We start from the raw sequence: 12,241 nt of genomic DNA on the forward strand, positions 1-12,241 counted from the left end.
GTCGGCCGCCACGAGGCGCCGACGCCGGGGATGTGTCTCTGCCTCCGGATCGTGTGGTTCACGCTGCGTCGCTTCGTATTCGCCACTGTCAAGGATGCGATTTGGTTGCCGAGATCGATGTCCTCTGGGGTGTGGAGGTTCGGGATCATCACGCCGGGGGGAACACGCTGATTACGCGTGCCGCCCAGATGTCTTGATCTGCAGCCTGTCCTCCGGCGCGACGCCCGCGGATAACGGAACCTTGAAAACGTGCGGTTCCCGGAAATCGTTACTCCTGATTTCTCGCACACATCGCGGGGAGATTGAGCCGGCGACACCGGCAACCGGCAACGCCATAGATGTACCCGGAGGCGTACCGGATCGGGAACTCAGCGCCGCAGTCGGGGCAACGTTGGGCGGCCAGAATCAGATCACCTCGGGGGTCGAGGAGCAAAACCCGCCCAATCCGGCGCTAAGCGATGAACATCGAGCGGTGACGTCGGCGGCGTGGACCTACAGGTGATTTCATGTCGGCATGACCGATGAGGGCGGCTACGGCCGGTTCGGGGCGTTGTCCCGTGTTGAGCTGGAACGGTTTTTCTACCTCGATGACGAGGACCGGAAGCTGATCGCTGGTCGGCGTCGTGACTACAACCGGTTGGGGTTCGCCCTTCAGATCGTGACAGTCCGCCAACTCGGAATGTTTTTGGCTGATCCGCTCGATGCGCCCCTGGAGCTGGTCGACTATCTCGCCGAGCAGTTGGGTATCGAGGACTCCTCGTGTGTGAAGCAGTACACCGAGCGGAAGAAAACCAAACTCGAACACGCTTGGGAGATCCAGCGCGAGTACGGCTTGAGTTCCTATGCTGAGGTCGAGGCGGAGTTGGCGGCGTGGGTCGCCGATCAGGCGTGGGTCACCGGCGATGGGCCGAAAGCGATATTCGCCAGTGCGGTCGACTGGTTACGTGAACATCAGGCGCTGCTTCCCGGTCCCCGCACTCTGGTACGTGTGGTGACCGACGGGCGACAGGCCGCTGATCAGCGGTTGTGGAGTCAGCTGACCGATCAACTCACTGCTGGTTCTGCTTCGGCGCTACTGGCGTTGCTCGATGTACCCGAGGGCAAACGTCGTGTCAGCGAACTGGAGCGGCTTCGCCGGGGCGTGTTCCGGACCAGCTCGAAGGGTATGCTCGACGCCCTGGAACGGTTGACCGACCTCATCGGGCTGGGCGGGCAATCACTGGATGTGTCGATGGTTCCGCAGCGTCGAGTGATCGCACTGGCCACCTACGGGCTATCGAGTAAGGCCCCTACATTGCGGCGCATCGAGCCCCGCCGCAATCGCCTGGCGGTGCTGGTCGCCACGGTGAAAGTGCTGTCGAACAGGGCAACTGATGACGTGCTCGAGTTGTTCGATCTTTTGATGGTCACGAACCTGATGTCGAAGGCCGAACGTGAGTCACGCGATGAGAAGCTGCGCCGATACCCACGCGTCTCACGTCATGCAGGCAAGCTCTCGGCAGCGGTCAAGATGCTGTTGGAGATGAGTGAGGTCGAGCCGAACCTCAGCGTCAACATGCTGTGGGATCTGATCGAGAACATCGCGACCAAAAGTGAGCTGCGCGCGTCGGTAGCGGTGATCGACGAGTTGGTGCCGGTCGATGACGCGGAACTCGATGGGCAGCGCCTGGAAGAGTTGGCGGGACGCTTGGCCACGGTCCGGGTGTTCCTGCCCGGCTGATGAACACCGTGACGTTCGGAGCGACCGCGGACGGTGCGGCGGTACTGGCAGCGATGAAGACCCTCGGTGAGCTGATGTCGACGAAGTCGAAACTACCCGCGAGCTGGCTCGATGCCCGCCAGATCGACCATGATCTCATCGGTGGCGGCTGGAAGAGGCTGGTCTATCGCGATCCTCGGCCACCGGAGACGGTCGACCGCGCCGCCTACACCTTGTGCCTACTGGAGCAGTTCCATCGACATCTCAAGTATCGCAACATCTTTGCCCCGCACTCGACGCGATGGCGTGACCCTCGAGCCCAGCTGCTGGTCGGGCAAGCATGGGATCGCTCCGCGAGGCCGGGATGAACGCGTTGAACCTACCGGGCGATCCGGCACCGCTGCTCGCCGAGCATGCCGCCACGATGGACACTGCCTACCGTGAGGTCGCCGCGAGGTTGGACAGTGACGGTCCGGCGAGCGTCGGCGAGGACGGGCGTCTCCACCTCGCCTCGCTGAAAGCAGAACCGGACCCGCCGTCGCTGGTCGATCTACGTCGCCGGGTCCAGACAATGTTGCCCGAGGTCGACCTGCCCGAGCTGGTCTTGGAAGTCATGTCCTGGGTGCCCCGGTTCACCGAGTCGTTCACCCACGCCTCCGGCAACGGTGCCCGCGTCGCCGATCTCGGATTGTCGGTCGCGGCCGTACTGTGCGCGCACGCGATGAACGTGGGTTTCACACCGGTGACCAGCCCTGGTGTTCACGCGCTGACCCGTGACCGTCTGCACCATGTCGACCAGAACTACGTTCGCGTGGAGACGTTGACTGCGGCCAACGTCGAGCTGGTAGAGGCCCAGTCCGAGATCGAATTGGCGCAGCTGTGGGGTGGTGGGCTACTCGCCTCGGTGGACGGTATGCGGTTCGTGGTTCCGGTCCGCACCATCCACGCGAGACCGAACCCGAAGTACTTCGGCCGTAAGCGCGGGATCACCTGGTTGAACATGCTCAACGACCAGTCCGCCGGGCTGGCGGCCAAGGTCGTGTCCGGGACGCCCCGCGACTCCCTGAACTTCATCGATGTGGTGCAGCTTCAGCAGGGCGGAAAAGCTCCCGACGAGATCGTCACCGACACCGGCTCCTACAGCGACATCGTGTTCGGTCTGATGCACCTGATCGGCAAGAGATACCGGCCGCAGTTAGCGAATCTGCCCGATCAGCGGTTATGGCGGTTCGACCGGTCCGCGGACTACGGGCCACTCAACCAGGCCGCTCGGGGTCACATCGACACCGACAAGATCGCCGCGCACTGGGAGGACATGTGCCGAGTTGCAGTGTCGATCAACGAGTGTGAGGTCTCCGCTCACGACGTCACCCGGATGATCTCCCGGGACGGGAAACCTACCCCCTTGGGTCAAGCGATCGCCCATTATGGGCGGATCTTCAAAACCCTGCACATCCTGCGCCTGGCCGACGACGAACCGTACCGCAGGGAAGGCAAGATTCAGGCCAATCTCGGAGAAGGGCGTCACGACCTGGCGCGCCGGATCTACCACGGAAAGATGATGGCGCTAAGTGAAAGTGCTCAGTCTCGCTAATTGAAAGTGCCCAGTTGGCAGCGGTGGTTCGGCGTGTCGTCGGACTGCTTGTCGGGGTTCTGCTCATCGTCAGCGGAGTTGTGTTTCCGCTGATGAATGGGAGGGCCGTCGTTTGCTGTCGCTGGAGGGTGATGTGGAAGCGCATGCGCTTCGGGAGCAGGGTTGGTCGATATCGGCGATCGCTCGCCATCTCGGGATCAATCGCCGAACCGTTCGGGCCTATCTGGCTGGGGAACGAGTACCCGGGCAACGCCAACGCTCTGAACCGCTGGTGATCGATCCGTTCGTCGAGTACTGCCGGATCCGCCTGGCTGACGATCCGCACCTGTGGGCCTCAACCCTGTTCGACGAACTCGTCGAGCTAGGTTTTACCGGCTCGTATCCGTCGCTGACCCTGGCAATCCGAAACCTGGGGCTGCGACCGCATTGCGAGCCGTGTCAGTCGGTCAAGGGCCGCGACGTCGCGGTCATCGATCATCCGCCCGGGGTCGAGACTCAGTGGGACTGGGTCGAGCTGCCCGATCCACCAGCATCGTGGGCGGCTGACCGGCATGCCCACCTGCTGGTCGGGGCGTTGGCCCATTCGAGCCGCTGGCGCGGGGCGCTGGCCCGGCCGAGGACTTCGCGCACGTCGTGGAAGCGATCGAGGCGGTCAGCATCCGGTTGGGTGGGGTCACCCAGCGGTGGCGGTTCGACCGGATGGCCACGGTATGTCATCCCGAATCGGGCCGGATCACCGCGGCGTTCGCCGGGGTGGCCAAACACTACGCTGTCGCCGTCGATGTGTGCCCGCCACGACGGGCAACCGCAAGGGTGTGGTGGAGAAGTCCAATCACGCTGCCGCCCAACGCTGGTGGCGCACCGTCACCGACGACACCACGATCGAGCAAGCCCAGGCGTCGCTGGACCGGCTGTGCGTGAAGCTCGACGGGCGCCGCCGGCGCCGCGACGGGCAGGCCACCACCGTCGGCGCCCTGGCCGATGCCGAACCACTACGGTCACTGCCGACGGGTTCGTATCCGGCCGAGTTGACCGAACACCGCATCGTCACTCCACAAGCGTTGGTGTCCTGGCGGGGCAATCAGTACTCGGTGCCGCCGGGGCTGGCCGGGCCACGGTGACCGTCACCCACCGCCTGGGCTCTGACACCGTGCAATTGACCACGGCATCGGGAGCCGTTGTTGCCGCGCACCGCCGCGCGGTCGACGGCAGCGGCGCGGTGGTGCGCGATGCCGGTCACGTCGTCGCGCTCGAACAGGCAGTGCTATCGGGGTTCTCGACGGCCAGGCCTTGCACTCATAAGACCCGGCGACCGCCCTCGGTGGCCGCCGTTGCCGAGGCCGCGCGGCTGCGTGGTGCCCCGGCGAACGATCCCGCCCAGAAGGTAGTGATCGATCTGGCCGTCTATGCGGCGACCGCAGCACGGCTATCCGTTGTTCCCCAACACCATCCAACCGAACAGAACCAGGAGTAACCCCCTTGAGCAAAACCGTCCCACAGATGAGCGAAGCCCGCCGATACCAACAACTCCGGGCACATCTGTCCTATCTGAAACTCGGCGACGCAGCCGAAGCGCTACCCCGCATCCTCGATGCCGCCCGCGCCGAAAACCTGTCCCTGACCGCCGCTTTGGAGCGGCTGTTGGAGATCGAGGTCAACGCCACCGAAGCCCGCCGGCTGACCTCACGGTTGCGGTTCGCCTGTCTGCCCGAACCCTGGACCATGGCCGATTTCGATTTCGCCGCCCAGCCCGGGGTCGACGCCAAACTGATCAACGACCTGGCCAGTCTGCGCTTCCTCGACGACGCGGCCAACGTGCTGTTCGTCGGCCCACCCGGGGTCGGCAAGACCATGCTGGCCGTCGCGTTGGCCCGCGGCGCGGTCGAGGCCGGCCACCGGGTGTATTTCACCACCGCCGCCGACCTGGCGGCCCGCTGCCACAAAGCCGCCCTGGAAGGCCGCTGGCACACCTGCATGCGGTTCTTCGCCGGACCGAAACTGTTGGTGATTGACGAACTTGGCTACCTTCCGCTGCCCGGCGATGGGGCATCCGCGTTGTTCCAGGTGATCAACCAACGGTATCTGAAGTCGAGTACGATTCTGACAACCAATGTTGGGATCGCTGACTGGGCAACCGCTTTCGGAGACGCCACCGTCGCAGCCGCCATGTTGGACAGGCTACTGCACCGCGCCACCGTGGTCGGTATCGACGGACCCAGCTACCGGCTGCGCAACCACCAAGCCACCGCCGAAACGATGCGTAAGGCGGTCGCCGCCCATGTCAGCTGAGACCCGTTCCTGCCAAGCCTGCTGGACCGAATTCACCGCCACCACACCGACCAAGATCTACTGCTCAGACCGCTGCCGCAAACACGCCTGGGAGCAACGCAAACACAGCGACACCGCCGCCACCGTCACCGAGGCCGGCCACCCGCCCACAGCCGGCCGCCACCCGTTCCTGCCCGCATTGCGGCGAACCCATCACCATCGTCGCTTTGCTGACCACTCCAGAAGCTGCCCGCCCCAGCACCCCCGGCGACGGCACAATCGTTCCCCTGCAACGACGAACCTGCTAACCTTAGCCACTCAAGCCAACTGGGCAATTTCGCTTAGCATCTCTGGGCAGTCTTCTTTAGCGCCATCAAAAGAAGGGGGAGATGACCCGTACCTACTACGAAGGCATGGAAGATCAACTCTCCGCACTGGGGTTGGTGCTCAACTGCACAGTTCTGTGGAATACGTTATACACCAACCGCGCTCTGGAACAGCTACGCGCGCAGGGCTATCCGGTGCTCGACGCCGACGCGCAGCGACTATCGGCGTTTATCCGCACCCACATCGGTATCGACGGCCACTACGCCTTCCACTTACCAGACCTCGGTGGAACACACCGGCCGCTGCGCGATCCCGATGCCCACGAGAGCGATTGACGGTGCGACTCACTGCGCCGATCACCGCCCTGGCCGACGCGCCGCCGGATCGCTCTCGGCCTGAAAGCGCCGTAGCCCATCGTCGGAGATTCTTGCGTACTCGACAAGGCCTCGCACCGACATCTGACCCGACAGCGTCATCAACACCGGCATCGACGCGCCATCCTCGGCCGCATGCGTCAGCCGTGAATGCCGTAGTTGGTGCAGCGTGTACGGGCCGTCGTCGTAGTGGACGGTGTGGCCTTCGAACATCTCGGCCGCGCGCCGATAAGACAGCCGTGCCCGCCCCGTCGACGAGTCGACATCGCGTGCAGCCACGGACGATCGGGCTTTTCGGGCGGTGAGGAACAGTGGACCGCTCGTGCGGTCGGCCAGCATCCGCGGCAACAGGCGCGCGGTAGCGCTCTGCCACGCGACGAGTGAACCACCCTGGGCTGGTGGAGACTGTGATCTCACCAGGAGAATGCAGATATGGGTGCACCAAGGAAGTTCGATGCTGAGACGCGGGAGCGGGCAGTTCGGATGTATCGCGACCGGCTCAAGGAGTACGGCGAGCCGAAAGTAACGGCCCGTAAGCACGTCGGGGCTCTGCTCGATATCAACCCGGCGACGATCCGAAACTGGATCGAGAAGAACGATCCGGCCACCGAGGCACACGGGCCCGTCGCAGGAGTTGACCGCGACGAGGAGTTGAAGGCGCTACGGCGTGAGAACTCCGAATTGCGAAGAGCCAACGAGATTCTCAAGACAGCGTCAGCGTTTTTCGCAGCGGCGGAGGTCGACCGCCGACTTCGGTGATCGTCGAGTACATCGACGAATACCGCCACCTTTTCGGGGTCGACCCGATCTGCACCGTACTCAAAGAGCACGGCATCAAGATCGCCCCGTCCACCTACTACGCCGCCAAGAAACGCGGCACCGTCTCCGCAGCGGCACTGGAAGAGGCGTACGCCACGAACACCGTTCACGGGTTCTTCGTGGCAAACAGACGCCTCTACGGAGCCAAGAAAATCTGGCATGCAATGAAACGCGCTGGTCACGAGATCGGCCGCGATCAGGTCGCTCGGTTGATGACGATCTGCGGAGCAGAGGGTGTTGTCCGCGGACGCCGGCGTACGGTGACCACCGAACGCGATGATCGTGCCCCTCGACATCCGGATCTGATTGCCCGGCAGTGGGCGCGCCGACTCAACCGGACCAGTGGTGGGTTGCCGATTTTACTTATTGCTGGACGTTGGTTGGTTTCGTGTACACCTCGTTCGTGGTCGATGTGTTCTCCCGCCGGATTCTCGGGTGGAGGGTCATGACGACGAAGGCGACGCCGCTGGTGTCGGGTGTACTCGAGCAAGCATTGTTCACACGTCGCCGGTCCGACTTCGCGTTCACTGCAACGGGTTTGGTCCATCACTCGGACGCGGGTTCCCAGTATACGTCTCTGGCGTTCACCGAGGCGTTGATCGAATCCGGCATCGCTGGATCGATCGGCAGCGTCGGCGACGCGCTCGACAATGCGTTGATGGAATCGACGATCGGGTTGTACAAGACCGAGCTGATCGACCGGCAGAAGTCGTGGAGCGGGCGCAGCGAGGTCGAGCGCGAGACGGCTTCCTGGGTGCATTGGTTCAACACCAGCCGCCTGCACTCCTCGATCGGATACCAACCGCCCATCGACTACGAAAACGAGTACCGTCAACAACGCTCGACAGCCACCTCCGACCGCGACGTGGCTTGAACCAGGTCTCCATCAGATCCAGGGTGGTTCAGAGTTCGCGTGCCCCGCCCTTGCGTGTCACCTCCGCGCAGCGGTTCGCTGTGTCGAGGTCGGGCACATCCAGCATCAACACCTCCTCGGCACGCGCCGCGGATTCGTAGAGCATGTGCCATAACACCTGTTCCCTCTGGCCGCATCCGATCCCAAGATCTCGGTGACCCGATCCTTGCTCAACGCCCTACTGGTGTCCGGCGGTGCGGGCCGCGTTCGCAACCGCACTAACGGATCGCCGGCCAACCACTGCTGATCGCGCCAATATGCGCACGCCGACCCCAGCGCAGTCAATCGGATGTTAAACGTCTTCGCCGACTTGCCACCCCACACGAAGGTGAACCAGCCACTGACCCGATCCGGCTCCGAGCCCAGCAACGCCACATTCGTATCCGCCCCGAAGTCGACCACCAACCGATTCAGCGCCGCCGCGTAGGTTGCGCGGGTGTTCGACACCATAATCGTCGCCAAGTAGATCTGTACTGCATCGGCCAGCCGCACATCACTCGCCGACGTCGACAACCTGTGAACCCGCCCCATGTCATCAACCTCGAACTACTACCGCGCACAGGTTCTCGAGTCGCCCGACTGGGGCGCATCGACCCGTTATCCGATCGCACATAGTATGACACTATGTGCGGTAAATCCTTAGCGCCGGATTGGGCGGGTTTGCTCCTCGACCCCCACGACCTCAGCAGCCGAGAGCCAGGCGCAACAACCCCGCCCCCGCCTAGCGCCCGACCACCACGTCAGACAGGACTCCTAGGTGAGCTCGACCATGAAAACCGTCGCCGGAATCCTCACGGCCGCAGCCATACTCATCACCGCAGCATCCTGCGCGATGATGACCGCCTTCGTCGGAGGCGGCGGCATGAGCCAAACCCAGCAAGACTTCCTCTATCAATGCGACAGCGTGCTCGGCCTCGACCCCTCTGCCCCCTCCTCCGACACCACCACCGCACCGGCAACGCAAGACCCGACGACCCCCTCGACCACCACCCTCCACACCACCGCCCAGCCGACCGAGACCGCCACCCTCCCCAGCACCAACCCCTACGCTTCCCTCACCGACATCCCCTCGACCCTGCCGACCCGAATCCGCGAATGCGTCACGAAACTGTCCACCGCCCCCCTACCAACAACCCCCGCTGACCTCCACCCTCACCACCAGCACCGCAGCCACCGTCGCCCGATACGCCACCATGCTCGTATCCGACCGCATCACCGCTGACGACACGGCAGGCACCGTCGACGGCCCCCAGAACGGCCGAATCGGCCAAACCCAGGCAGTCCAGTACGTCTTTCACCGCGTAGGAATCACCATGCCGGCGACCATTGCCGAGCAGATCACCATCGGACAACGCGTGGCACCCACCGCCATTTCCCCCGCCGATCTGATCTACTCCGACTTCACCGGCACCCAGCCCCGCACGGTGATGATCGCCATCAGCGCAACGCTGGCGACATCCGTTCCCACAACACGCGGCCAGCCCGTCACACTGGTAACGATTTCACCGACGAGCTCGCTCGTGGTGAAACGAGTCCTGAGCGAAGGAGGAACGCAGCGATGAGCGACGCCACCGCGGTACCCGACGACGATGCCGACCCGCACCTGTCGGTCACCGTCAACGAGGACGGAGACCTCGAGCATGGTGAACGTCTTCATCAAGGCGGACATGGTTGCGGCTCCTGGGGCCGGGGATCGTGACAGTCGGGGATCGTGATGTTCGGGGTGGTGCGCACTCGGTCGTGACGGTGCGAACGATGGGAAACACGCTGTGGTGCAGCATGTTTCCCATCGTCGCGCACACGGTGGCCGGTCGAACTAGGTCCGGTCGACCTCATCCCCGATGTAGAGGGCCATGCCGCCGGTGGCGAAGTTGGCGACGTCGGCCTTCGCGGCGTCCATCTCCGGCGACTCAAGCGCGGCCTTGACGTCGCGCTCCGAGTTGAAGGTCAGGGTCGCGACCATGTAGTACGGGACCCCTTCCCCGGGCAGTGCCGAGACGCACTTGACCGTGATGTAGTCGACGAGGCCGGGGAGCTTGTTCGCCAGCGGCACGTGGGTGCTGTCGTAGTAGGTGTCGAACGCCTCGGTGTCGGTGGGCTGGCCGTAGCAGGCCACGATCTGATACATGGTGCACTCCTTGGTGATTGGTACTGCGAACAGTTCTTGTGTGGTGGGAGGCGGCTGGTGCCGGACGCGTTCAGAACGCGTCGGGGACCTCCAGCCGGAGCCCGTCGAGGTCGGTGGTGACCGGCAGGTCGTCGTCAACTTCGCTTCCTTTCACGCGCGGCAAGGGCATGCGTCGATTGCCGGAGAGGGGTTTCGGGATCACGTCACTGGCCGTACCCCGCAGGGGGTCGGCATCGAGAGGAGATGGGGTGGGTGGGTGGGTGAGGGGGGAGTAGGGCTGGGCGTCGAGAACCCTAGGAGCGCAAGGTGTCCGAGGGACTCACGCCGTAGAGCTTTCGGTACTGCGCCGAGAACCGGCCGAGATGGGTGAAGCCCCAGCGGGCTGCGACATCGGCGACCCGGGTGGTCGACGGATCACCGGCGACGAGGTCGACGTGGGCCCGTCGCAGTCGTTCGGTCCGCACGAATTGGGACGGGGTCGTGCCGATGTGGTGGGCGAATCCGCGCTGGATGGCCCGGAGGCTGATCCCGACTTCCTGCGCGATCTCGGTGAACGTGAACGATTCGGACAGCCGCGCCATGATGGCGTCCTCGACGAGCTTCAACGACTCGGGCGTCGCCACCGAGTCGCCCGAATGCAGTTGCTCGGAGAACTGATGGGTACTCGCGAGGAGGAAGCCGGTCATGAGCGACTGGGCCAGCGGGTCGGCGACCATCCGGCAGCTGAAGAGCGTGTTGCCGCCGTCGATCTGCCGACGGACGTCGGAGAGCAGGTCCCACCACTCCTTGCCCAGGCCGCGCTCGAGATTGATCCCGGATGCGAGTTCGAGATCCACCTCGACGGGTTCGCCGAGCAGGGCCGACAACGTCTGTTCCAGGGCGGCGCTGTCGAACTTGACCGCGGTCATGTGCAGTCGCCTGCTCGCCTTGAGCAGCGCGTCCGCCTCCTTGCGGTACATCGCGCCGTGCTTCGGGGTGATGTGGACCTCCCGCCCGCGCGATCTGGACGACATCGAGTGCTCGACCGGGACGTTCACGTGGTACCCGTTGGTGATGTGCGGGAAGTCCAGGGAGACCTCGCTGTTGTAGTCCAGTTCACCGATGGTGATCGGACCGACGTTCTGGACGGTGAGAATCCCCCGGAACTGCTGCTGATTGCGCTCCATCGACGCCTTGTGCGGATAGAAGGCGGTGGTCACCGCCCGTTCCGACTCCTCCAGCTTCTTCAGCGAGAAGACGGACGACGTCGGTCTGGCCGGCCGCGACGTGCTCGTCGTCGACGTTCCCATTCAGGCCTCCAAACCATCTGGCTCGACGTCGGCCAGGCTGTGACCGATGTCATATCTGTGGGTAACCAGTGTGGGGCATCGCAACAGACGGTGTCTAGCCAGTTCGCGCCCAGTTCGTATCCACAACGCGTCGGCAGCCGCGAAACAGTCATATCGGTTCCGGCGGAGGGCGATAGGCGTTGTGACCAGCCGGATTGGGTCGAGCGTTGCGAGTGCGCTACGCTAGCCATCGCCCGTTGAGCCCCCGTAGCTCAGGGGATAGAGCGTCTGCCTCCGGAGCAGAAGGCCGCAGGTTCGAATCCTGCCGGGGGCACAGTTGAAAACACCGCTTCACGTGCGGTGATGCCAAATCTCATCTCTGTCAGTTGTCGGTGCCGGTCGGTTCGTTGTCACGCGATGTCACAACTGTCACTTAGCTGGGACCCAGCCGTCCCACCAGTCGCCGAACTCGAGGGTGACGCGTGGGGAAGCGTCCTGACTGATGACCGCACGGAAGTGTTCCTGCCAGCCCCACCATGCGTTGATCGGGAAGATGTAGCCTCCCCAACTTAGGTTGTAGTTCGGATTGGGAACGCGCTGGTCGTGGTTCTCGGGTGCGAAGACGGCGACGCCGAGCAACCCGAGCACTGCGGAAGCCGACAGTCGGAGCTTTCCGCGGCTGCCTTCGAACAACGCGATGCCATTGACGTACGGAGTCAATTCGAAGCCATCGGGGAGTTCGTCGCCATGGCCGTGCGTGCAGCGGTGGATGCCATACAAGAGATCGGCGATGTGGGGGTCGAGGAGCAAAACCCGCCCAATCCGGCGCTAAGCGATGAACATCGAGCGGT

At 63.9% G+C, this 12,241-nt stretch carries 14 protein-coding genes, 1 tRNA gene, 3 pseudogenes and 1 other annotated feature; of the genes and pseudogenes, 14 read left to right on the forward strand and 4 right to left on the reverse strand.

Going from position 1 to position 12,241, the window contains the following annotated elements; translation table 11 throughout:
* Window positions 1-514 precede the first annotated feature (514 nt).
* The 8 genes and pseudogenes from BTO20_RS40110 to BTO20_RS00465 all read left to right on the forward strand — a co-directional run.
* A complete protein-coding gene (locus BTO20_RS40110) occupies window positions 515-1,720 on the forward strand; it encodes a DUF4158 domain-containing protein (RefSeq protein ID WP_232490987.1) in 1,206 nt (401 codons plus the stop codon).
* Window positions 1,721-1,728: 8 nt separating this feature from the next.
* Entirely contained in the window at window positions 1,729-2,067 is a 339-nt protein-coding gene (locus BTO20_RS40115; protein ID WP_232490988.1) for a hypothetical protein, read from the forward strand.
* The gene (locus BTO20_RS40120; RefSeq protein ID WP_232490989.1) at window positions 2,040-3,293 is read left to right on the forward strand and encodes a transposase; all 1,254 of its coding nucleotides are present in this window, start codon (window positions 2,040-2,042) and stop codon (window positions 3,291-3,293) included. The genes BTO20_RS40115 and BTO20_RS40120 overlap by 28 nt, the downstream gene beginning before the upstream one ends.
* 133 nt (window positions 3,294-3,426) lie before the next feature.
* Window positions 3,427-3,513: pseudogene (locus BTO20_RS40125) on the forward strand (helix-turn-helix domain-containing protein); the annotation flags it as partial.
* A 565-nt stretch (window positions 3,514-4,078) separates the two neighbouring features.
* Window positions 4,079-4,414, forward strand: coding sequence for a Mu transposase domain-containing protein (locus tag BTO20_RS40130; protein WP_232491328.1), 336 nt, complete (start codon window positions 4,079-4,081; stop codon window positions 4,412-4,414).
* Window positions 4,411-4,767 carry a hypothetical protein gene (locus tag BTO20_RS40135; RefSeq protein ID WP_232490947.1) on the forward strand — a complete coding sequence of 119 codons (357 nt, stop codon included), beginning with the start codon at window positions 4,411-4,413 and terminating at the stop codon, window positions 4,765-4,767. Before BTO20_RS40130 ends, BTO20_RS40135 begins: the two co-directional genes overlap by 4 nt.
* A 26-nt stretch (window positions 4,768-4,793) precedes the next feature.
* Window positions 4,794-5,582: an IS21-like element helper ATPase IstB gene (gene istB / locus BTO20_RS00460; RefSeq protein WP_087072468.1), complete on the forward strand. Its 789-nt coding sequence runs from the start codon at window positions 4,794-4,796 to the stop codon at window positions 5,580-5,582.
* A 362-nt stretch (window positions 5,583-5,944) separates the two neighbouring features.
* A pseudogene (locus BTO20_RS00465) lies at window positions 5,945-6,223 on the forward strand (Tn3 family transposase); the annotation flags it as partial.
* Window positions 6,224-6,244: 21 nt separating this feature from the next.
* On the opposite strand, the gene BTO20_RS00470 reads toward BTO20_RS00465, so the two are convergent.
* Complete coding sequence (locus tag BTO20_RS00470) at window positions 6,245-6,679, reverse strand: site-specific integrase (RefSeq protein WP_232490990.1); 435 nt, start codon at window positions 6,677-6,679, stop codon at window positions 6,245-6,247.
* 15 nt (window positions 6,680-6,694) lie between these two features.
* Here BTO20_RS00470 and BTO20_RS00475 point away from each other — a divergent pair.
* The 4 genes and pseudogenes from BTO20_RS00475 to BTO20_RS39085 all read left to right on the forward strand — a co-directional run bounded on the left by BTO20_RS00475 (window position 6,695) and on the right by BTO20_RS39085 (window position 9,693).
* Window positions 6,695-7,955 (forward strand): annotated as a pseudogene (locus tag BTO20_RS00475) (IS3-like element ISRru1 family transposase).
* Window positions 6,979-7,110: a sequence feature (AL1L pseudoknot), on the forward strand. Its footprint overlaps the pseudogene before it by 132 nt.
* A gap of 796 nt (window positions 7,956-8,751) precedes the next feature.
* Entirely contained in the window at window positions 8,752-9,216 is a 465-nt protein-coding gene (locus BTO20_RS39080; protein WP_198344207.1) for a hypothetical protein, read from the forward strand.
* Complete coding sequence (locus BTO20_RS00485) at window positions 9,188-9,556, forward strand: NlpC/P60 family protein (RefSeq protein WP_087072472.1); 369 nt, start codon at window positions 9,188-9,190, stop codon at window positions 9,554-9,556. The genes BTO20_RS39080 and BTO20_RS00485 overlap by 29 nt, the downstream gene beginning before the upstream one ends.
* Window positions 9,553-9,693 (forward strand): hypothetical protein, encoded by a 141-nt coding sequence (locus BTO20_RS39085; RefSeq protein WP_157680090.1) that lies wholly within the window; start codon window positions 9,553-9,555, stop codon window positions 9,691-9,693. The genes BTO20_RS00485 and BTO20_RS39085 overlap by 4 nt, the downstream gene beginning before the upstream one ends.
* Window positions 9,694-9,810: 117 nt before the next feature.
* Here BTO20_RS39085 and BTO20_RS00490 read toward each other — a convergent pair whose 3' ends face one another.
* Window positions 9,811-10,122, reverse strand: coding sequence for an EthD family reductase (locus tag BTO20_RS00490; protein WP_087072475.1), 312 nt, complete (start codon window positions 10,120-10,122; stop codon window positions 9,811-9,813).
* 293 nt (window positions 10,123-10,415) lie between these two features.
* Window positions 10,416-11,321 carry an AraC family transcriptional regulator gene (locus BTO20_RS00495; RefSeq protein WP_161976604.1) on the reverse strand — a complete coding sequence of 302 codons (906 nt, stop codon included), beginning with the start codon at window positions 11,319-11,321 and terminating at the stop codon, window positions 10,416-10,418.
* On the opposite strand from BTO20_RS00495, the gene BTO20_RS39825 reads away from it, so the two are divergent.
* Window positions 11,314-11,454 (forward strand): hypothetical protein, encoded by a 141-nt coding sequence (locus tag BTO20_RS39825; RefSeq protein WP_161976605.1) that lies wholly within the window; start codon window positions 11,314-11,316, stop codon window positions 11,452-11,454. The genes BTO20_RS00495 and BTO20_RS39825 overlap by 8 nt on opposite strands.
* 197 nt (window positions 11,455-11,651) lie before the next feature.
* Window positions 11,652-11,724, forward strand: a tRNA-Arg gene (locus tag BTO20_RS00500).
* Window positions 11,725-11,819: 95 nt separating this feature from the next.
* On the opposite strand, the gene BTO20_RS00505 is transcribed toward BTO20_RS00500, so the two are convergent.
* Window positions 11,820-12,200, reverse strand: a complete 381-nt coding sequence (locus BTO20_RS00505) for a hypothetical protein (protein WP_087072479.1) — start codon at window positions 12,198-12,200, stop codon at window positions 11,820-11,822.
* Window positions 12,201-12,241 lie beyond the last annotated feature (41 nt).

It is taken from the genome of Mycobacterium dioxanotrophicus (assembly GCF_002157835.1).
In the GTDB taxonomy this organism is placed as follows: domain Bacteria; phylum Actinomycetota; class Actinomycetes; order Mycobacteriales; family Mycobacteriaceae; genus Mycobacterium; species Mycobacterium dioxanotrophicus.

Excerpts from the sequence above, each read along its gene's own strand:
- BTO20_RS40110 (WP_232490987.1), top strand. The coding sequence starts at position 515 with ATGACCGATGAGGGCGGCTACGGCCGGTTCGGGGCGTTGTCCCGTGTT.
- BTO20_RS40120 (WP_232490989.1), top strand. The coding sequence starts at position 2,040 with ATGGGATCGCTCCGCGAGGCCGGGATGAACGCGTTGAACCTACCGGGC.
- istB (WP_087072468.1), top strand. The coding sequence starts at position 4,794 with ATGAGCGAAGCCCGCCGATACCAACAACTCCGGGCACATCTGTCCTAT.
- BTO20_RS00485 (WP_087072472.1), top strand. The coding sequence starts at position 9,188 with ATGCTCGTATCCGACCGCATCACCGCTGACGACACGGCAGGCACCGTC.
- BTO20_RS39085 (WP_157680090.1), top strand. The coding sequence starts at position 9,553 with ATGAGCGACGCCACCGCGGTACCCGACGACGATGCCGACCCGCACCTG.
- BTO20_RS00490 (WP_087072475.1), bottom strand. The coding sequence starts at position 10,122 with ATGTATCAGATCGTGGCCTGCTACGGCCAGCCCACCGACACCGAGGCG.